Below are 20,264 nucleotides of genomic sequence, written 5' to 3'. Positions count from 1 at the left end.
TCTGCTTTCATTGACCTCTGTAATAGGACACTTCTAAATTATACCCTATTCCAGCGGCGGAGCAAAGAGAAGCGGTAACCAGATGACAAAAGTGGTACCCTCACCTTGGCGTGTAACAACCTCCACAGACCCACCATGCTCGTCAATAATCCACTTAGCAATGGATAAGCCAAGCCCAATCCCTTCCGTAATTCCACGCGATTCATCTGCACGATAGAAACGGTCAAAGATATATGGAACCTCATCTTTATCCATACCAATCCCTGTATCTGTGATCCGAATGCCAATCTGATTCTGATAGAAGAGGGTATCCAAACTCACGATGCCTGAAGGCGTGTACTTAAAAGCATTATCAATAAAAATAAAGAGCATTTGCTGTAGATAATCTTTATTCCCAACTATATATTTGCCATTTAAGACTGACATATCACCTGTAACCCACTCGGCTTGACGGGGCAGGAAAGAGGCGCGGCGCGCAATCTCATTCATCATCGGTTCCAGTGCCACGGGCTCTATATCAAAAGTACGTCCAGTATCCGCACGCGCGAGCGAGAGCATATCCGCTACCAAGCGGCTCATACGCTTAGACTCGTCTGCGATATCCTGCACCGATTCAAGCGATAGCTGGCGAATCTCAGCTTCACTCATCTTCCCTTCTCCGGGTTCCATCTCCCAAACCTTTTGCAGCAGATCAATATTTCCGCGGATCGTAGTGAGCGGTGTCCGAAGCTCGTGTGAAGCATCTGAAACGAAACGGCGCTGAGCCGCATACGAATCCTCCAGCTCTGTGTAGAACCCTTCCATACGCCCAAGCATACTGTTAACGGTCTCAATAAGTCTTCCTATCTCGTCTGGCGGCCCATCGTATTCAATCCGCGAGCTTAAATCATTCCCCGTCTGAATCCCATTCGCAGCTTCAATTACTTTGCCGATTGGACTCATGGATTTGCGCGCAAGGAACAAACCGAAGGTAAATGCCGCGATCAGGGTAGCAAAAGAACCTACGAGTAGTATATTTTTTAAACGCTCCAAGAGCTTGTCTTCCGAATTTGACGGTGTTGCCACCTGCAGAAGGGCCACAGGACTCTTATTCAAGTCATATATCGGTATCTGATAAACCATCAAATGATATCCGCCAAGCGTAGTCTGTTTGAACCCGTGAGCTTTATCAATATCCTCCAGTTTCGGAACATCGAATTGGATATCTAGATAATGTAAGTTCTCTGACTTTTGCAGGTTCTCATTATTATAGATATAGGTTTGCACCAAAATATTAGCTTCTTCCAGTTTGTTGCCGAAGAAGGGGTTTATGCTCACACTTTGCAATGAACCGTCATACGCCCAGTTAGGATTGAGATTGGTTACAAGCTGCTCACCCTGTTTTTGTATACGATCCTTCAAGTCCCCATAAGTATTAAAATAAACAAAACCGTAAATTGCGGCTGATAAGGCCAGCAGCATAACGGCCAAAATCCCTGAATACCAAGCAGTCAGCCGCAATCTTATAGACATGTTAGTTGTCACCTCTTAGAATGTAACCGGCACCCCGGATCGTTTGAATGAGGCGTTTACCGCCATGCTCCTCCGTCTTTTGACGTAGCATAGCTATGTATACCTCAAGCACATTAGATTCACCGCTATAATCATAACCCCATATTTTATCCATGATCAGATCCCGTGAAAGCACACGTTTCGGATTTTGCATAAAAAGATGAAGCAGCTCAAATTCCTTCGCTGTTAGCTCCAGTCTTTTACCGGCGCGGGTAACCTCACGTGAATCCACATCCAGCGTAATATCTTCATAAGAAACCGCTTGCTCTCCACCTTCGTTTTGCTCACTCTTACGCCGAAGCAGCGCACGTACACGTGCAAGCAGTTCTTCCAGCGCGAAAGGTTTAACCAGATAATCGTCCGCACCCAGATCAAGCCCTTTTACACGGTGCTCAATTTCATCCTTCGCGGTAAGCATGAGAACAGGAACATTACTGCCCCCTTCCCGCAAGCGGCGACATACTTCAAAACCATCCACCTGAGGCATCATTACATCCAAAATTACCACATCCGGGTCACTGCTCAAGATTGCCCGTAATCCATCCGCTCCATTCACCGCTGTTTTCACATCGTAACCTTCAAAAGCTAAACCTCTACGCAGCATAGAAATAATCTTTTCGTCATCATCAATAATTAGAATATTCGGTCGCATCAAGCAGCCCCCATTGTTCAGTTCTTTTTATATATTGTAGCAGTTTACATCACAATTAGACAAAAACGGAAGGGTCGCCCCTTCCGTGTGACTTACCGTCCGGTATTATTGCTGCTGACTTTGTTGTGTAGTCGTTGTATCAAAATCATTTTTGTTACCGATGGTAACTGAGAGATCCATGGTTTTACCGTCGCGCACAACATTTAATGTTACTTTGTCACCAACTTTTAACGTTTGAATGAAAGTAATCAGATCTTGGTTGGTTGCATACTTCGTTCCATTCGCACCGGTAATGATATCGTAAGGGCGCAGGTCAGCGGTATACGCTGGGGATTTATAGATGATATCTGCAACCACAGAACCTTCTTTAATATCCGTACCCATTTGCTTAGCAACCTCATCTGTAATCGTCATAAGAGTTGCACCAATGAAAGGTACTGGCTCTTTCGGAATGGCTTGGTTGGCTTCCAGCTTATCTACGACTTCTTTAATCGTATTCACAGCGATTGCGAAACCAATACCTTGAGAATCCGTGCTGACGGCTACGTTCATCCCAATTACCTGCCCATTCATGTTGAGCAACGGCCCACCTGAGTTACCCGGGTTGATAGAAGCGTCGGTTTGCAGCAGGTTTTTGTAATTACGTGTTCCACTGCCATCTTCTTCGTTAATATCAATACTGCGTCCTTTTGCACTAAGAACACCGGAAGTTACAGTATGGTCGAAGCCTTGCGGGTTACCGATAGCAACCACTTCTGAACCTACCTTTATGCTATCCGAATCTCCCAGTGCTACTGTAGGGAAATCACTATCTCCTTCAATTTTAAGCACAGCCAAATCCAGATCTTTGCTAGAACCTAGCAGCTTCGCTTCATAAGGCTTGGTTACGCCATCCACGGTGACTTGGATTACATCGGCATTGTCAATTACGTGCTGGTTGGTCAAAATATAGCCGGATTTCTCATAAATGAAGCCTGTTCCAATTCCATAAGGGATAAGCTGTGATGAAGAATCCGAGCCTGATTTGGAATCCTGTTCATTTTGGGAAGAACCATTTCCACTGTATTGATCCCCGAAGAAAAATTGTGAGAAGGGATCACTCAGATTCGGACTGGATGAGCTTCCATTACGCGAATTAGATTTAACTAGTGTCTCAATCTTAACAACTGCTGGTCCCACCGCATCAACAACACCTGTCACATCACGAGATCCAGTCACCAAGGATGTAGTAGAAGTAGAAGGCGCAACACCTGCACTCTCGCCCGTTGTCTTCGCCGTTCCATTCGTTCCGGAGCTAGCAACCGTTGTAGCTGTATCTCCCGTAAACCAGTTACCTCTGTCTGCCATATACATTGAGCCCGAGAGAACGACCATACCGGCTAGGAATGATACCAGCACTGTTTTTAACGAGCTTTTTGGTTTTTTATTATATTGCCAGCCGCCGCCACCTTCAGAACCGCCACCGCCATTTCCTCCGCGGCCACCACCATTGCCATCATAGCCAGTGGTGCGAAGCGATGTGTTATAAGGTAATGGCTTTACAGGCTGTGGAGGTGTAACCTCGACACGTTCTGGCTCCATCCGATTGTAGTGTTGTGCGCCACCGTCAGTGTTATTCTCATCTTTGTTCAAAGATTTAAAAGGTCCGTAAGAATAGTAGTATGATGATGATCCTGCTTCAGATGAATTATTATTATTGCTGCTATTGTTATTATTGTCCCATTCCCGATCTGGTGCTGGTCCATTGTCGCGATTGAAGTTGTTTTTGTTATCGTCCATGTTTATCTTTCCTCCTGCTTCCTGTCGCCGTGACAAGGATTAATTTGTTTTCATGTTCTTATTTTGTACTTTAAACCTTAAGGTCACATTAAAAACAATTTAAGCGCAGATAAAAGATATAGGCAAATGGGAGGAGATTAGGCAGGAAAGTAAAAAAAGAAGCTCGGGCGCGAAAAACATCGCGGCCCGAGCTTCTAAAACCATTTCAAATAATAATGCACCTTAGTCTACAAGTCCTACCCTTGAGCCCAGCCCTTCCGATGAGCGTAAATAGCCAACTGGGTACGGTCATCAAGCTCGCATTTCATCAAAAGATTGCTGACATGCGTCTTCACTGTCTTGATGCTGATATGCAGCTCCTCACCAATATCCTTATTGGTCTTGCCCTCAGCTATAAGCAGCAGGACTTCCTTCTCACGCTCTGTTAAACCGGAGGAATCACCTTGCACGGTGCGCTGGCGAATACCACGGGTCAGCGCCTGTGACACATCACCCGTCATGACTGGCATGCCGCGGTAAGCCCCTTGCAATGCGTAGATTAACTCTTCTGCCGACACTGTTTTGAGCACGTAGCTGACTGCACCAGCCTCTATAGCATCTACAACAAGATCATCCTCCAGGAAGCTGGTGAGGATCACGATTTTGAGGCCAGGAAATTCAGCCAGCACTGCTCTTGTGGTCTCGGCACCATTCATCACTGGCATCATCAAATCCATCAGCACGAGGTCAGGCAGACCTTCATGTCCACCAGCACGCAGCATCTCCAGCGCCTCTTGTCCATTCGCCGCCTCACCGATGACCTCGAATGTAGGCTCCAGCATTAGATAAGTTTTGAGGCCCATCCGTACCATATCATGATCATCTACGAGCAACACTTTTATGACACTCATGCTCTACTCCTCCTCGTCCTGTGTATCTGTTCCTAACGATCTATTCTGCTCTAATTCTGGGTTCCCTTGAACAAACTTAGGAATATGTACACGGATCGTCGTTCCCGCACCCTTGCGGCTAATAATCTCCACTTGCCCACCCAGTTTCTCCGCCCGTTCGCGCATGGTGGTGAGACCGTAGGAGCCTTGTTTTTGCTGCACATGTTCAAAACCTTGACCGTCATCACTAATACTCAGCACAACTTGTCTTGATCCTTCACGCAGCGATAGACTCACCAGTCTAGCCCCGGCATGCTTCACGATGTTCGCCATCGCCTCTTGAATAATTAGGAACAGCTGATGTTCGATTGCTTCCGATAACTCGCCCTGAAGTTCGAGCTCCTTCATTCCTTTTAAGCCATTCTGGCGGCAATAATCGGGAAACCATTTTTCCAGCGCCTCGAACAGATTTCGACCTTCCAGCTCCACCGGACGCAGTTGTGCAATTAATGCTCTCATTTGTTTTTGTGCCATCTGAGACATTGTAATCAACTGGTCCATGACCATTTGACCTTGAGCTTCATTGACCTTCAGCACTTTAGGCAGCGAAGAAGCCGACATATGGATGGCAAAAAGCTGTTGGCTCACCGTATCATGCAGATCCCGGGCCATACGCCTTCTTTCCTCCAACACCGCACTCTCCGCTGCCTGTTCCTTCTCAATAACCTCTTGTTCACCCAATCGCTGTAGCAGTTGCATCTTATTCTCGACCGTATCCATCATGACATTAAACTCGTGATACACTCGGGCAAAAGACTGATCGTCACTTTCTGGCATCCGCACGGACAGATTTCCTTTGGCTACCTGCAGCATATTCAGATCCAGATGATCAATCCGGCGCTGAATCCGCTGGCCTGCCATATAGCCGATAACTACGGTGAACAACACAATCCCGAGACATAAGTACAGCCACATCCGATAATCCTTCACTTCGATATAACCAAGGCAAGTGCCTGCATACATCAATCCTGCACTTACCGCTCCAGTGAGCAAAAAGTAAAACAACAGCAACCATTTGGTATTACTGAAGATTGTCCCCATCTAACCCACCGTTTTAACTTTAATGTCACCTATAAATGCACTTACATTTATACGGACTTTTTTGCCTGCTTCTTTATAATAAGGAGTCTTGCACTGTACACTGCTCATAAACCCACTGCGAGACTGATCCAGAACTTCCATATCCCCGATAAAAGAACTGCTGTTCACCGAGATGCCAAGATCCATATCATTCGGAATGTACACTTTAATGTCGCCTATAAAAGCGGAAATATTAATCCTCGTTTCGCCATAAGCAATCTGTGCATTCGTCAGATCCAGTACGGTATCGCCGATAAACTGCGAGATATTCGTGTTCTTCAGTTGGAAATGCTCGCGCCCCATGTGGACATCTCCGATAAAAGCAGAACGATTGGTCGATTCCTTTTGATTATTTGATTCATGGAATTCCTCATGCCATTTACCATGTCTATGAGCATGACGCTCATGACGTTCCTGACGTCTGCGCTCGTGTCGTTCCTGCTTCTCTTGCCAACGTGCTTCAGCGCTGGACTTATAAGATCCTGTTTCGTCCTCATCGTCTTCTTCATCTTTTTGAAGATAGTCCTTCCAGTCGCGTTGACCAGAAGCCTTGCCGAATTTTTGCTCAAATTGTTCATCAAGTGTGGAATCCAGTGGTTTGGGCGGCTCCACATCTAGTGAGCTTTTTCCTGAAGGAAAGTGATCTGGTGGTGACGGTGGAGCTGGTGGCACAGGTGGTACTGAACCGCGTGGTTTAAAAATCACATAAAGTCCGCCGCCAATCAACATAACTGGAATGAACATTTTGAAAAAATCCCCGGCCGAAATATCGAACCAATCTAAATTCCGTCCAAGGAAAAACACTCCGATCGCCAGAAAGAAAAAGCCGCCGATAGGTGAAGAACCTTTGGATTGTCCATCCCCTGTACCTAAAAGCCGGTTCATTCCCATTAGGATCAAAATTACCGGCCAATAATTCGAAATCAGGTAACCTAAGCTGAAATCAGTGTAACCTAATTGTCTCAGTAGAAACATAGCTCCAATCCCTATCAGGATCAGGCCGCCTAAAACCTGGCTGGTGAACCTTCTTTTCATCATTCATTTCCCCTTTAAAGTAGTGGAACGCTCTCTTCTTCAATCTTATAGCCTTAGTCTACAGGAATGAAGTACTGAGAAACAGCGGCGAGAGAAGGAACTTCCCCTCAGTCTCTAGACTGAGATGAATGGGATAAAATTCTATTTACTTCATTATATATGAAAAAAGACTGTCCCTCAGTAATTAACTGAATTGGACAGTCTCTTTTTTTCAGCAGTCTTCTGCTTCAGTCAGCGCATTATTGTTGCGGTTTCTGAGCTGGTTTAGAAGTATTTCCACTTTGCTTAGTAGCGCCGTCATTCTCAACAGCAAACTCAGCATTGTATTTTTCATTTGGTGTTTTGTAATTTTCTTGTACTTTAGATTTCTTGTTATTGGCCACGGAATTCACCTCCTTTTCTCTTATGCAGCATAGAATATGCTTACTAAGAGAACATCTCGGAAGAGGCAATTGCTTTGCCCCAGTCCGTATTATGGCAAGGTGATGTCACTATTATGCATGACCAAGTGAAAATAAGTTCAATCCCTTTAAATGGATTCTTCGAGCATGGATTGCGGTACTGCTTTGTAAGTCTCAATCGCTTGGCTCAGCTTCTTCAGCATGACTTCCGTACAAGTCCCGTTACCACGCTTAATGAGTTGAACTACAACTGATTTTTTGCCCCATTCCTTATACACCTGTTTCGTAGTAGCAAAATATAGATCAATCTTCCGCCCTTTAATAGCCGAGCCTGTATCAGCAACTATGGCATATCCATAGCCTGGTATATAAAGAATACTCCCCAGCGGCAAAACCTTAGGGTCCGCAGCAATGGTTGAGACTGTATTTTTGTCTCTGCGCACTTTTACCCCTGAATAGGTAATTCCATATTCGGGATGCTTAGATGTTTTACCTGTAGATTCATAACCCGCAGTATATCCAGTCGCCATCACTTTCATTGAAGTAATAATCTGGTCTTCCGCAGGTGCGGCTACAGGAATAGAATTTGGTAACTGTTTGGAAGATCCGCTGCCACCGTTTGTTTTAGTGGTTGGAGCTTTGGTGCTCTGCGGTGCCTTCGTCGCTGCTGGTTTATTTTTTGTTGTTGCAGGTAATACAGGTGCGACGGAATGCGCCTCGTTTGACATTAGTGTGGCGCGGCCAGTCGCAAGAACGACCTTATCATCTGTGGTTCTCATAAACACAGAATTAGCCTTGGTATATTGCAACTCGTTCGATAGCGTTTTGTTAATACCCGTGTGCTGTAAAGTGTCTCCTGTCCCAATGGCCCCTACTGCCTGTTGCTTAGATTCTGGAATGATTCCAGCAGCGGTCAATAGCAAAACGATGGTGACAAAAAGACACCAAAACCTCTGAAATATGCCCATTTTGTTCATGTGATAAACCTCCCCCTTATTAGCGAAGGTTTCCCGATTCACAAAATTTTATACATGAAGATCAGAAGTTGATCCTCATTGGCATATAACAGAGGTCTTATTTAGACGTAATTTTGGTGTTGTTAATTACAAGAAACTAGGAGATCACACGATCAGCAATTTCCTGAGACAAGAGCTCAATCACTTCTTGAAGCGGCTTAGCTCCAATGTCGCCTTCCCCGCGTTTACGGATGGAAACCGTCTGAGCGTTCATCTCATTCTCGCCAACTACGAACATGTATGGCAGTTTCTCAAGCTGAGCTTCGCGAATCTTATAACCCAGCTTCTCATTGCGGAGATCTGCTTCAGCAGAGATACCACGGCGACGCAGCTTGTCTGTAACTTCCTTGGCATAATCGTCGAACGCTGTCGATACAGGAATTACTTTAACCTGCTGTGGAGATAACCAAAGCGGCAGCGAGCCCGCAAAGTTCTCTAACAGGAAGGCAACGAAACGTTCCATTGTACCCAAGATTCCGCGGTGCAAAACGACTGGACGGTGTTTTTGACCATCATCGCCGATATATTCCAGTTCAAAACGTTCAGGCAGCAAGAAGTCGATTTGTACAGTAGACAGAGTCTCTTCTTTACCTAATACAGTCTTAATTTGCACATCAAGTTTAGGACCATAGAATGCAGCTTCGCCTTCTGCTTCGTAGAACGGCAGTCCAGCTTCCTCTACAACCTCACGCAACATCCGCTGTGCAGTTTCCCACATTTCGTCATTTGCATAATATTTCTCAGTATCCTTAGGATCACGATAGGACAACCGGAAACGGTAGTCATTAATACCAAAGTCACTGTATACCTGTTTAATCAATTCGATTACACGAATGAACTCGCCTTTAATTTGGTCCAGACGGCAGAAAATATGGGAGTCATTAAGAGTCATCGAGCGTACACGGTGTAAGCCAGTCAATGCGCCTGACATTTCATAACGGTGCTGGATACCAAGCTCAGCAATACGGATCGGCAGATCACGGTAGCTGTGCATTGAGCTCTTATAAATCATCATGTGATGCGGGCAGTTCATTGGACGAAGAACAAATTCTTCATTGTCGATAGTCATCTTAGGGAACATGTCCTCTTGATAGTGCTCCCAGTGTCCTGAAGTTTTGTACAGCTCAACATTACCCAGAACTGGTGTGTATACATGCTGATAGCCAAGACTTGCTTCCAGATCTACGATATAACGCTCCAGAATACTGCGCAATTTGGCACCCTTAGGCAACCAGATTGGCAAGCCTTGTCCTACCAATTGATTAAATGTAAAGATTTCAAGCTCTTTACCGAGCTTCCGGTGATCGCGTTTCTTCGCTTCTTCAAGCAGACGAAGATGCTCATCAAGCTGAGCTTTTTTAATCCAAGCTGTGCCGTATACGCGTTGAAGCATCTTATTCTTGCTGTCGCCGCGCCAGTAAGCACCGGCTACATTCATCAATTTAAAGACTTTGATCTTAGCAGTCGACGGCACATGGGGTCCACGGCATAGGTCGAAGAATTCTCCTTGTTCATAGATAGAAATTACGCTATCTTCAGGCAATGCCTCGATCAATTCCAGCTTGTAAGGATCACCTAGCTCACCGAAAATTTCAAGTGCTTCCTTGCGGCTAACTTCTTTGCGCACGATCGGCAGGTTCTCCGAAATTATGCGGTCCATTTCCTTTTCGATTTTGAGCAAATCTTCAGGATTTAGAGGATGTTCCAGATCCATATCGTAGTAGAAGCCATCTTCAATGACCGGACCTACACCAAGCTTAACTTCTTTTGTTCCGAACAAACGTCTAACCGCTTGAGCCATCAAGTGAGCTGTACTGTGGCGCATAACCTCCAGACCTTCAGGTGAATCCAAAGTTACGATCTCTACCAGTGCGCCCTCTTCAAGGGGAGTAGATAAATCTACAACGATACCGTTCAATTTCCCCGCTGCTGCATTTTTGCGCAGGCCACTGCTAATAGAAGCTGCTACATCATCAATACTGCTACCCTCTGCGTATTCACGGACAGAACCGTCCGGAAGCTTAATACTTACTGACATTGCTAATTCCTCCTTCATATAATTAAGCCTAAGGGCCCTTTAACCTTTGCGGAACAATAATATCCACGCACACAAAAAAACGCCCGTCCCGCAAAGGGACGAGCGATTACACCCGTGGTTCCACCCAAATTCGATTCTCTCTAGCCTCCCTTGAATCCTCAAGCGGAGTGAAGATAGAATCCTTCGTAAGCATGGAGTAACGACCATGAACCGGCAGCTCTTACTATCCCATTGCAGGGAGTTCAAAACCGCAGCTACAAAGGGGTAAATCGAAAGCAGGATGCCGGAGGAAATTTCAGCCTAAGTTTCCTCTCTCTGAACGGTCCAGAACAATCAACTCATATCTTCGTCAATGCTGTTAACGTGAATTATGGAGTAATTATAAATCTGTCCTCTCTGACAGTCAAGTCAGAAAAGGGTCCAAAATGATAGAAACACAGTCAGAAGACACACATAAGGACTGTTCTTGCAGCCAATACATGGATGCTGAAACAGCCCTTCTATGGTTATTCCTCTCGCCGTTTTTTTTCAGGTAAGCGGCCTGCACGTTTCAAAGACTCACGCAACAAGTATTCGATATGTCCGTTTACGCTGCGAAATTCCTCTCCCGCCCATCGTTCCAGCGCCTCATGTAAATCCGGATCAATCCGCAGTGGAAAGCTTTTCTTGGCCGCCATGATGCACCGCCTTAGTACAACGAGCCGGCGTTAATGACCGGACTCGCTCCGCGCTCCGACACGATCGCAACCATCAGATTATTAATCATCGCCGCTTTGCGTTCCTCATCAAGCTCAACCACGCCACTCTCTTTAAGCTGTTTAATCGCCATATCGACCATGCCCACGGCGCCTTCAACAATGATTTGACGAGCGGACAGAATTGCAGATGCTTGCTGACGTTGCAACATTGTACTGGCAATCTCTGTGGAATAAGCCAAGTGTGTGAGCCGCGCTTCAATGACCTCTACACCAGATATCGACAAACGTTCTTGCAGCTCGGTTGCCAATTCTTTAGCAATCTCATCTGCATTGGCCCGCAGGGACATGCCCGATTCATTGAAGTTATCATACGGGTATTTACTGGCCACATGACGCAGCGCTGTTTCACTTTGAATTTCCACAAACGCCATATATTTATCTACATCAAAAAGCGCTTTTGCAGAGTTAATTACCTTAAATACGATAACTGCAGCAATTTCAATCGGATTACCTTCCACATCATTAACCTTCAGCTTGACACTGTTAAAGTTACGTACGCGGAGGGAAACCGTCTTGCGCAAACTGAACGGAATGACTGCAAACAAGCCACTTGTCACGATAGTCCCTACATATTGCCCGAAAAAGGTAACTACAACCGACTTATTGGGCTGCACAACCGTAACACTTGTACATAATACCCCAGCTACAACGAACAGAATGACTGGCACTGCGACATACTCTTGAACCGCACCATAAATTCCCCCAGCTAAACAAACTGCAATTAAGGCGAGAACCCAAAATCCACTGACAGGACGAAGCGTTTTCTCTTTCATAGAAGCACCCCCACTAGATATTCTTTTGATATGATTATGATATCACTTTTGGATAATAATGTGAATGGGTAAAAAGAAATAAAAAAATAATTTTATGCTCACATTTATATAAAACTTCGTTAAAAGGCGTACTCCACACCAACCTTAGTTTGTGTAGTTAACATTAGTTCATAGTGTTCGTATACATCTGCTCTATCGGACACTGATGCTCTTATATGCCACATTTTCCGATTTTCCCTATGCTATCGGACCCCACAGACGCTATTGCACTAAAAACCAGCCTATATGAGGCTCTTTTCAAGGAATAGCGTCGCTGGGGTCCCCGACTCAAGAAGCGCTGAATTTGCAATTAAGGTCCACTGGGTCCGTACGCCTAGCGGATGATATAACAAGCGAAGATTCAGATGTGTTCTGCAATAAGGCTTGCTAATGATCGTAATCCTAACCTTACAAAAAAACGCTTGATGCTCAGTAATCCACTTAAGGATTAACAAGCATCAAGCGTTGATTAATAATTAATATATATTAGTTCTGCATTACAAAATCATTATCAATCTTCGCATTAGGATCATCGAACACCCGCAGAATATCATAACGTGTATTCCGCTGTGCTGGAACTTTGCCTGCTTCGCGAATCAGCTGAGTAATCGACTCGATGTTTACCTTGTAAGTCGCACCCGCAGAAGATACTACGTTCTCTTCAATCATTGTGCTGCCGAAATCGTTGCAGCCATATTGCAAGGAGAGCTTGCCGACCTCTGGCCCCATAGTGACCCAAGAAGATTGGAAGTTCTTAATATTATCCAACACAAGGCGGCTGATCGCTACCGTCTTCAGATATTCCTCAGGCGTTTGTCTGTCCAGCTTCAGGTTGGTATTGTCCGGCTGGAATGTCCATGAGATAAAGGCCAAGAAACCTTCAGAATCATATTTGTTGGCAATACACTCATCCTGAGCCTCACGTACACGTAGTAAGTGCAAAGCTCGTTCTTCCATACTTTCTCCAAGCCCAATCACCATTGTAGCTGTTGTATTCATACCCACTTTATGTGCTGTCTGCATTACATCCATCCACTCGCGCCACGAGCCTTTTAGCCGGCTGATTTTGCGGCGTGTACGGTCATCAAGAATTTCTGCGCCTCCGCCTGGCAAGGAATCCAGACCCGCAGCATGAATTTCACGAACCACTTGTTCCAGTGGTAATCCTGATACTTCTTTCATCTTCATAATCTCCGCAGGAGAGAAGGAGTGCATTGTAATCTCAGGGAAACGTTGCTTAATTCCGCGCAGTATATCTGTATAGTAGCTAAATGGAAGGTTAGGATTAGTTCCACCTTGCATAAGAATTTCTGTACCATTAACAGCAATCGTTTCAGCAATTTTTTGATAAATCGTTTCATCTGGCAGCACATAGCCTTCATCCGAGCCTGGTCTGCGGTAAAAAGCGCAAAAGCGGCAGTACACATCACATACATTCGTATAGTTAATATTACGGCCAATTACAAATGTGGCTAACGGGTCCGGATGCCAGCGTTCCATAATAGTGTTTGCAGCAGCACCCATTTTCTCAATTTCGTTGCTCTCGAATAGTCGGATGGTATCTTCCAATTGGAGACGGTCACCCCGCAGGGCTTTATCCAAAATAAGATCTATCGCACTCATCGTTCGCATCCTCCTTTTAAACCCTTAGGGATATGGTAGATTCACAAAATCACAAGAAAAATAACGTTGTCGTCCTTTAGAGATAACAACCGTTTCTCGTAGTAACATAAGGATAAAGTACAGTATGTAACTTATACCTTATATTTTAATAAATGAACAGTTCATTTCCTCATCGTATCACAATCTGAACAGCTTGAAAAACTTTTTACTTTCTTAGCAAGATACCATCCAGCAGAAAGAGTCCTTACATTGCTGCCTGCACCCGGTGAATCAAAATTCCTGGAGGCTGCCGGACACAGATGACGTTATTAGTTAGTATTTAGCCTTTGGAGCATAGTTCTGGACTCCAGCGACGCTATTCCTTGACAAGAGACTCATGAAGGCTGGTTTTTAGCGCAATAGCTGCTGTGGAGTCCGTTAACATTCCAAATGTGTAATAATGCTGTGTCTAAGGTCAGCTGTGTCCAATAGCAAAAAGTCCAAAAAGAAGAGCTATCCCAGCAGCCAATTCCCGGCTTATGAGACAGCTCTATTTCATCCTGCGTCCAACACCAGCTCTAAATCAACGGTGAGATAGCTCCTCGATATTTCCCAGCATTCGGTGCCGATCTGGGTTGCCGTTACTTTTACTTCGTTTCGATTTCCGCACGCGCAGCCTCTAAAGCTTGACCAAGATCAGCAATTAGATCCTCCGCATGTTCAATGCCGACCGAGAAGCGCAGCAATCGATCATCTACACCCACCGCATTCCGAATTTCCACAGGAATATCCGCATGCGTCTGTACTGCAGGATAGGTCATTAGCGATTCAACCCCGCCGAGGCTCTCCGCGAAGGCAATAAGCCGGATATGACGAAGCAGAGGTTCTACGTATCTGGCATCTTTTAATTTGAAAGAAAAAATTCCGGTATTGCCCGAGGACTGGCGATTCTGGATTTCATATCCCGGATGATCCGGCAGACCTGGATGGAACACTTCCGCAATCGCCGGATGCCCTTGTAGATAGCGGGCAATTGCTAGCGCATTGCTCTCGTGCCGTTCCATACGCAGGGCCAGTGTCTTCATGCCTCTCATCAGCTGATAACTGTCTGTTGGCCCAAGCACAGCGCCAATAGAGTTATGTAGAATCGCTATTTCAGCGGATAATTCAGCCCCTTTAGATACAATAAGACCAGCAAGTACATCATTGTGTCCGCCCAAATATTTGGTAGCACTATGGACTACAATGTCTGCACCTAATTCCAGAGGACGCTGGAAAAATGGAGTCAGCAGTGTATTGTCTACAATTGTGAGCAGCCCATGATGACGGGCCCAAGTAGCTACTGCTGCAATATCCGTAACCATCATCAAAGGATTCGTTGGCGTTTCAATAAATATCGCCTTCGTATTTGGAAGGCGTGAAGCCTCAAGCGCATCCAAATCATTCGTATCTACATAGGAAGCAGTGATTCCAAACTTGGACATAATTCGTTCCAACAAACGATAGGTCCCGCCGTAAAGATCCAGCGAAACGATCAAGTGATCGCCTTGCCCAAACAGGGTAAATATGGTTTGAATAGCTGCCATCCCAGAACTACAGGCAAAACCTGCATCACCAGACTCCAATTCCGCAGCCGCATTCTCTAGTACGGAACGGGTTGGACTTTTGGTACGGCTATAATCGAAACCTGTGCTCTGCCCAAGCTTCGGGTGACGGAATGCCGTAGCATTATAGATAGGAAAATTAATGGCTCCGGTAGCCGGATCTTCTTGTGAACCTATTTGTGCCAGTCTACTTTCAATCCTAAGTTTGTCGTCCATGATAAATGCCTCCTAAATTGTAATGTAGCGCTGATCTTAATAAACAATCGGGTCGATATCGTAAGGTGTCTCTTGATATACATAGTAATTGAGCCAATTAGAGAATAATAAGTTGGCATGTGCACGCCACACTGCAGGAGGTGTTCGTTCTGGATCATCTTTAGGGAAATAGTGTTTCGGCAAGGCCATCTCCATGCCCCTCTCCAAATCACGATCATATTCCCATTTCAAGGATAATGGATCGTATTCGGAATGTCCGGTCACAAATATTTGTTTGCCGTCGGTCGTAGCTACTAGATACATACCAGCTTCTTCGGATTCCGCCAGAATCTGCAGATCTGGATTGCTCTCAATATCTTCGCGGGAGACATCGGTATGACGGGAATGCGGTACATGGAATACCTCGTCAAAGCCGCGCAGCAATTTAATGTTATTTTGATTAATCGTATGGGAGAATACTCCAAAACATTTTTCAGGCAAAGCTACTTTACGAACACCAAAATGATGATACAACCCTGCCTGCGCCGCCCAACAGATATGCATGGTCGAGGTCACATTATCCTTGCTCCATTCAAAAATCTCTTTTAGCTCTTCCCAATAGGATACTTCCTCAAACTCCATTTGCTCTACGGGTGCTCCTGTAACAATAAGACCATCCAAACGGCGGTGGCTGATCTCGTCAAAAGTTTTGTAAAAGCTTCTCAAATGCTCAGCAGAAGTATTCTTAGAAGTATGTGAGCGTGGATGCAGCAAGGTAACGTCAACCTGTAGCGGTGAATTTCCTATTAAACGCAGCAATTGAGTCTCCGTCGTTTCTTTAGTCGGCATGAGATTCAGAATAGCAATCCTTAGTGGACGGATATCCTGATGGAAAGCCAAACTATCATCCATCACAAAAATATTTTCACCGGATAGTATTTCTTTTGCTGGTAAACTGTCGGGAATTTTAATTGGCATTGTCTTTCCACTCCTTAACTGTATTTAGGTTATGTTGTCACATCGCGGCTTTCTGGACAATAAAAAGACCTTTCTCGGAAAACGAGAAAGGTCATATCTACAGTCATATGCGCCTCTCTCATCTGCCAGAAACTTTTGGACGAGGGTTAGTCGTCAGCAAAGTTCCGCAAGAATTAGCACCGTGCGTTCACACGCCGGTTGCCGGGTTTCATAGGGCTAGTCCCTCCACCTGCTCTTGATAAGATTTAGCTGTATTCAGTTTAAACTTCTTTAAAATTTACTTTAAATCATGAACCTCCTTTTCGTCAAGTCCATACAATGCTGAAGTAGCCTCAAAGTAACAATAAATTTGCTTGAAAGAGGCATACTCCGTTGTTATACTAGACAAGTATTTCATACCTGAACGAAAAGAAGAGGTGAGAAGAAGAATGGAAGGCGACCCGAGCTCGCAATTAAGTGTACAGAATGAGCAACCACACAGGATAATCATCAGCTTGCCGGCGGCGGGAGCAGTTCTTCTTCATGCCCTCGAATCGTCATTCGGCCTCTTTTATTGATTGTAACGCCGGCCAAGCTGATTTTTTCTCTGTGCTTAATTAGCAGTCCCTGGTGAAGACCCGGGGATAGAAGGAGTGGAATCAGATGAAAATCCGGCTGGTGAATGCAGGGGTTTTTACACCTATTGATGAAATTGATGAAACATTGACACCCCCAACAGAAGGGTTCTATTGGATTGATGCAGATGTGGAGGATTTGGAGCTGCTTCAGCCCCTGTTCAACCTGCATGATCTCGCTGTTGAGGATTGCCTTAGTGAAGAGGATCAACGTCCAAAGATCGAAATATACGAAAGTCATTACTTTATTGTTGTAAACAGCATCCGCTTTGATGATGAGGAAATCTTCCTGCGGGCGCTCAATATATTCTTGGGCAGACATTATATTATTACTGTAACGAAACAAAAGATTCACGAGCTACGCGTCCTGAAGCCCATGTTATGGGAACAAGAGGTTAGCGAACCCGACCAATTCCTTTACCTGCTTATCGACCTTGTCGTAGATAATTATTTCTCCGTAGGTGACCGAATTGAAGCCCGGATTGAGAAGCTTGAAGAGGATATTCTAATGCATACCAAGAAATCTCATCTGAGTGAGATTATCGGTCTGCGAAGTGAGATCTTATGGTTAAAGAAGATGCTGGGACCACAGAAAGAGGTTATCAATACCCTGAATAAAAAAGATCTCCGTCTGATTGATGATCAGCTGCAGAAATACTTTAGCGACATTTATGAAAATGCAGTTAAAATATCCGAAACCTTTGAGACGTACCGCGATCTCATGGGCAACTTACGTGAGGCCTACCAATCCAGTATCGCCAACCGCGCCAATGAAATTATGAGAGTATTTACCGCGATTACAACGATATTCATGCCTTTGACCGTAATTACCGGAATCTATGGGATGAACTTTGATCATATGCCGGAATTGCATACGAAATACGGTTATTTTGCCGTTATAGGTCTAATGTTGACGTTAGGCTGTGGGATGCTGTATGTATTCCGCAAGAAAGAATGGCTATGAAAATAAACGGACGAATAGGCAAGACGAAGGCCCTTTAACCCTATGGTGTAAGGAAGCCTTCGTCTTTTTGATATGATAAAAAGCTACTAGAAACTGGTCGCCATGCCCACTTTAGTGGCTTGCTCCCGCCGGAAACGAATGCGGATCAGCCGCAGACGTTCATAATAGCTATCCAGCCCTTCTGCTGCTGAAAAATCCTCCCCATACACCTTATGCAGCACTGGCTTTAGAAAAAGATCTCCTACCTCTGCATAGGCATTCCATATCGCCTCCTGCTCATTCTGCGGCACATTTTTCAGTTCTACCTCGATCAGTTTCTCCACGCAATAACCTTCTCTTTCCAGCTCCTCTACCGCTTCAATCAGTTCGCGACGGTTCACTCCACTGTTCACCTTAAGCTGTTCTAACCCTAACCCATTCTCGATCCCTTGCAGCAGAATTCGCCGTAATCGCAGTCTTTCTAGCTGTTTCTTATATTTGACCTCTTTCTGTTTATAGAGCCAGGATACAAAAGAATCCTCCTCAATTTCTTGGTGTACCCAATTCAAAGGAAAGGAATGTTCCCTTGCAGCCGTAGAGGTTATAGCCAACCAATCCGTGCCATATTGGGCTGCCTTTCCTTCCCCTACACCAGGGATCTGCAGCAGCTCCTCTGGTGTATGCGGCAAGAAAGTGCTTATCAAACGTAACAAACGATTGCTGGCAAGAATGTAAGGGGCTTTCCGTTCACTAGAAGCTCGGCTGCGGCGCCAAGCACATAACTCCTCATAAATAGCTTCGTTCCCATTATATTCACTGTAATATTGCAGCCTTAGCTGCTCCTGATTACGCCCGGTAAGGCCGTCTTCTTCATGAAATACGCCATCAATCAACGGCCGATAGCCATCCCCCATCTTCACCGCCAGCTCATGCCTGTAAACACAAAGCATTTCATTCCATGAACCACCCGCGTACCACAAATGCTCCTGTGTTTCCTCACCGCCTGAAAAATCACGCCAGCCCAGACTCCACACTCCTTCTTCCTCTCCAATCCATAGCTGAGCGAACACCTCTTGATCCACCCCAGATATTCTGGATAAGCGATTCATAAATACAATTTGCATATTCATCCCTGCCTTTCTAGTCTTCAGCAAGCACTATACCTACCGGTCTGAGCTACTTATTCGCTGATGTGAATGCCACACTGTCAGACTCGGAAAACGCAAAAAAGCACCACTCTCACGATAAACGTGAAAGAGGTGCTCCCTCATTAAATGCTATACTGTTAGATCCTACAATACCATATATTTCCTAACAGTCAATATCTTTTTATACTAGTTTCTTGCCAAAGCTAAAGTTGCCAGTCCAATCGCACCTGCAAGTCCTGCATTATCTCCAAGCTGCGGTGGCACAACATAATTATCGATGTCGGTATTTAGCGCTGGATGCTGAACATAACCCTTCAGCAGCTCCTGCAGCTTGGTACGAATTAGCGGGAACAAGTGGCTTTGCTTCATGACACCACCGCCCATTACGATTTTTTCGGGAGACAGAATCAACACGTAATTCATAAGTGCATGTGCAAGATAATGAGCTTCCATATCCCAAGCTGGATGGTCAACAGGTAGCTCGCCTGCTGGTTGTCCCCAGCGTTTGCCAATCCCCGGACCTGCGGCTAACCCTTCAAGGCAATCGCCATGATAAGGGCAGTAGCCCTCAAACGTGTCCTCTGGATGTCTGCGAACTAGAATATGTCCCATCTCAGGATGAGACAATCCATGCACCATCTGACCTCCAACTACTGCTCCCGCTCCAATGCCTGTCCCAACCGTAATATAAAGGCAGCTGTCCAGACCTTTAGCCGCCCCCCATTTACTTTCCGCAAGCGCTGCACCATTCACATCCGTATCAAAACCTATCGGCACGTTAAATTGCTCAGCCATTGTACCTACCAAATTATATTGTCCCCAGTGAGGTTTTGGTGTCGTTGTTATGTAACCATAAGTAGGGCTGTCCAGCACGGGATCAATCGGTCCAAACGATCCAATACCAAAAGCTTCTACATTCTTCCCATTAAAATAGTCAATTACGAGTCCCATCGTTTCTTCCGGTGTTGTTGTCGGAAAGCTAACTCGGTCCAGAATGGTACCGTCCTCATAACCAATTCCGCATACAAACTTCGTTCCGCCTGCTTCAATCGCTCCCAATAACTTCATAGCAACTATCTCCCTTCTCCATTAAGCAATAATCCGCCATCCAGTTTGAAAATAAAAATTA

17 protein-coding genes and 1 riboswitch are annotated in these 20,264 nt (G+C 45.2%); of the genes, 1 reads left to right on the top strand and 16 read right to left on the bottom strand.

The features are described 5' to 3' along the window. Positions 1-45: 45 nt before the first annotated feature. The 14 genes from MKY54_RS09000 to metA form a co-directional block, all read right to left on the bottom strand. Complete coding sequence (locus MKY54_RS09000; protein ID WP_076126425.1) at positions 46-1,512, bottom strand: HAMP domain-containing sensor histidine kinase; 1,467 nt, start codon at positions 1,510-1,512, stop codon at positions 46-48. A gap of 1 nt (position 1,513) precedes the next feature. After that, on the bottom strand, positions 1,514-2,203 hold the full coding sequence (locus MKY54_RS08995; protein ID WP_076126423.1) for a response regulator transcription factor: 690 nt from the start codon (positions 2,201-2,203) through the stop codon (positions 1,514-1,516). 105 nt (positions 2,204-2,308) lie between these two features. After that, positions 2,309-3,982: a trypsin-like peptidase domain-containing protein gene (locus tag MKY54_RS08990; RefSeq protein WP_076184679.1), complete on the bottom strand. Its 1,674-nt coding sequence runs from the start codon at positions 3,980-3,982 to the stop codon at positions 2,309-2,311. Positions 3,983-4,218: 236 nt separating this feature from the next. After that, entirely contained in the window at positions 4,219-4,872 is a 654-nt protein-coding gene (locus tag MKY54_RS08985; protein WP_036684464.1) for a response regulator transcription factor, read from the bottom strand. 3 nt (positions 4,873-4,875) lie between these two features. Then, positions 4,876-5,952, bottom strand: coding sequence for a sensor histidine kinase (locus MKY54_RS08980; RefSeq protein WP_076126420.1), 1,077 nt, complete (start codon positions 5,950-5,952; stop codon positions 4,876-4,878). After that, positions 5,953-7,026: a cell wall-active antibiotics response protein LiaF gene (gene liaF / locus MKY54_RS08975; protein WP_076126418.1), complete on the bottom strand. Its 1,074-nt coding sequence runs from the start codon at positions 7,024-7,026 to the stop codon at positions 5,953-5,955. A 239-nt stretch (positions 7,027-7,265) separates the two neighbouring features. Further along, positions 7,266-7,409, bottom strand: coding sequence for a hypothetical protein (locus MKY54_RS08970; protein WP_156113077.1), 144 nt, complete (start codon positions 7,407-7,409; stop codon positions 7,266-7,268). A 146-nt stretch (positions 7,410-7,555) separates the two neighbouring features. Beyond that, the gene (locus MKY54_RS08965; RefSeq protein ID WP_256716113.1) at positions 7,556-8,404 is read right to left on the bottom strand and encodes a 3D domain-containing protein; all 849 of its coding nucleotides are present in this window, start codon (positions 8,402-8,404) and stop codon (positions 7,556-7,558) included. 136 nt (positions 8,405-8,540) lie between these two features. After that, positions 8,541-10,481: a threonine--tRNA ligase gene (gene thrS, locus MKY54_RS08960; protein WP_076135889.1), complete on the bottom strand. Its 1,941-nt coding sequence runs from the start codon at positions 10,479-10,481 to the stop codon at positions 8,541-8,543. Between the two features lie 506 nt (positions 10,482-10,987). Beyond that, entirely contained in the window at positions 10,988-11,158 is a 171-nt protein-coding gene (locus MKY54_RS08955; protein WP_036684471.1) for a toxin-antitoxin system HicB family antitoxin, read from the bottom strand. An 11-nt stretch (positions 11,159-11,169) separates the two neighbouring features. After that, positions 11,170-12,012: an SPFH domain-containing protein gene (locus tag MKY54_RS08950; RefSeq protein ID WP_036684473.1), complete on the bottom strand. Its 843-nt coding sequence runs from the start codon at positions 12,010-12,012 to the stop codon at positions 11,170-11,172. 525 nt (positions 12,013-12,537) lie between these two features. Then, positions 12,538-13,674 (bottom strand): cyclic dehypoxanthinyl futalosine synthase, encoded by a 1,137-nt coding sequence (mqnC, locus tag MKY54_RS08945; protein ID WP_076126414.1) that lies wholly within the window; start codon positions 13,672-13,674, stop codon positions 12,538-12,540. 626 nt (positions 13,675-14,300) lie between these two features. Then, a complete protein-coding gene (locus tag MKY54_RS08940) occupies positions 14,301-15,473 on the bottom strand; it encodes a PLP-dependent transferase (protein WP_076126412.1) in 1,173 nt (390 codons plus the stop codon). Between the two features lie 36 nt (positions 15,474-15,509). Beyond that, positions 15,510-16,430: a homoserine O-succinyltransferase gene (metA, locus tag MKY54_RS08935; protein WP_076126410.1), complete on the bottom strand. Its 921-nt coding sequence runs from the start codon at positions 16,428-16,430 to the stop codon at positions 15,510-15,512. A 115-nt stretch (positions 16,431-16,545) separates the two neighbouring features. Beyond that, positions 16,546-16,675, bottom strand: a riboswitch (SAM riboswitch). Between the two features lie 397 nt (positions 16,676-17,072). Here metA and corA point away from each other — a divergent pair. Beyond that, positions 17,073-18,008: a magnesium/cobalt transporter CorA gene (gene corA / locus MKY54_RS08930; RefSeq protein WP_036684479.1), complete on the top strand. Its 936-nt coding sequence runs from the start codon at positions 17,073-17,075 to the stop codon at positions 18,006-18,008. 86 nt (positions 18,009-18,094) lie between these two features. On the opposite strand, the gene MKY54_RS08925 is transcribed toward corA, so the two are convergent. Continuing rightward, a complete protein-coding gene (locus tag MKY54_RS08925) occupies positions 18,095-19,111 on the bottom strand; it encodes an HRDC domain-containing protein (RefSeq protein WP_076184684.1) in 1,017 nt (338 codons plus the stop codon). Between the two features lie 210 nt (positions 19,112-19,321). Next, entirely contained in the window at positions 19,322-20,203 is an 882-nt protein-coding gene (locus MKY54_RS08920) for an ROK family protein (RefSeq protein WP_051491338.1), read from the bottom strand. Between the last annotated feature and the right edge of the window lie 61 nt (positions 20,204-20,264).

Origin of the sequence: Paenibacillus sp. FSL P2-0121, assembly GCF_037975345.1 — a bacterium.
Lineage (GTDB): Bacteria > Bacillota > Bacilli > Paenibacillales > Paenibacillaceae > Paenibacillus_AQ > Paenibacillus_AQ odorifer.
Note: the sequence above shows the minus strand (reverse complement) of the source record. Positions and strands in the feature narration are given on the sequence as shown.

Excerpts from the sequence above, each read along its gene's own strand:
- MKY54_RS09000 (WP_076126425.1), bottom strand. The coding sequence starts at position 1,512 with ATGTCTATAAGATTGCGGCTGACTGCTTGGTATTCAGGGATTTTGGCC.
- MKY54_RS08995 (WP_076126423.1), bottom strand. The coding sequence starts at position 2,203 with ATGCGACCGAATATTCTAATTATTGATGATGACGAAAAGATTATTTCT.
- MKY54_RS08990 (WP_076184679.1), bottom strand. The coding sequence starts at position 3,982 with ATGGACGATAACAAAAACAACTTCAATCGCGACAATGGACCAGCACCA.
- MKY54_RS08985 (WP_036684464.1), bottom strand. The coding sequence starts at position 4,872 with ATGAGTGTCATAAAAGTGTTGCTCGTAGATGATCATGATATGGTACGG.
- MKY54_RS08980 (WP_076126420.1), bottom strand. The coding sequence starts at position 5,952 with ATGGGGACAATCTTCAGTAATACCAAATGGTTGCTGTTGTTTTACTTT.
- liaF (WP_076126418.1), bottom strand. The coding sequence starts at position 7,026 with ATGAAAAGAAGGTTCACCAGCCAGGTTTTAGGCGGCCTGATCCTGATA.
- MKY54_RS08965 (WP_256716113.1), bottom strand. The coding sequence starts at position 8,404 with ATGAACAAAATGGGCATATTTCAGAGGTTTTGGTGTCTTTTTGTCACC.
- thrS (WP_076135889.1), bottom strand. The coding sequence starts at position 10,481 with ATGTCAGTAAGTATTAAGCTTCCGGACGGTTCTGTCCGTGAATACGCA.
- MKY54_RS08955 (WP_036684471.1), bottom strand. The coding sequence starts at position 11,158 with ATGGCGGCCAAGAAAAGCTTTCCACTGCGGATTGATCCGGATTTACAT.
- MKY54_RS08950 (WP_036684473.1), bottom strand. The coding sequence starts at position 12,012 with ATGAAAGAGAAAACGCTTCGTCCTGTCAGTGGATTTTGGGTTCTCGCC.
- mqnC (WP_076126414.1), bottom strand. The coding sequence starts at position 13,674 with ATGAGTGCGATAGATCTTATTTTGGATAAAGCCCTGCGGGGTGACCGT.
- MKY54_RS08940 (WP_076126412.1), bottom strand. The coding sequence starts at position 15,473 with ATGGACGACAAACTTAGGATTGAAAGTAGACTGGCACAAATAGGTTCA.
- metA (WP_076126410.1), bottom strand. The coding sequence starts at position 16,430 with ATGCCAATTAAAATTCCCGACAGTTTACCAGCAAAAGAAATACTATCC.
- corA (WP_036684479.1), top strand. The coding sequence starts at position 17,073 with ATGAAAATCCGGCTGGTGAATGCAGGGGTTTTTACACCTATTGATGAA.
- MKY54_RS08925 (WP_076184684.1), bottom strand. The coding sequence starts at position 19,111 with ATGCAAATTGTATTTATGAATCGCTTATCCAGAATATCTGGGGTGGAT.
- MKY54_RS08920 (WP_051491338.1), bottom strand. The coding sequence starts at position 20,203 with ATGAAGTTATTGGGAGCGATTGAAGCAGGCGGAACGAAGTTTGTATGC.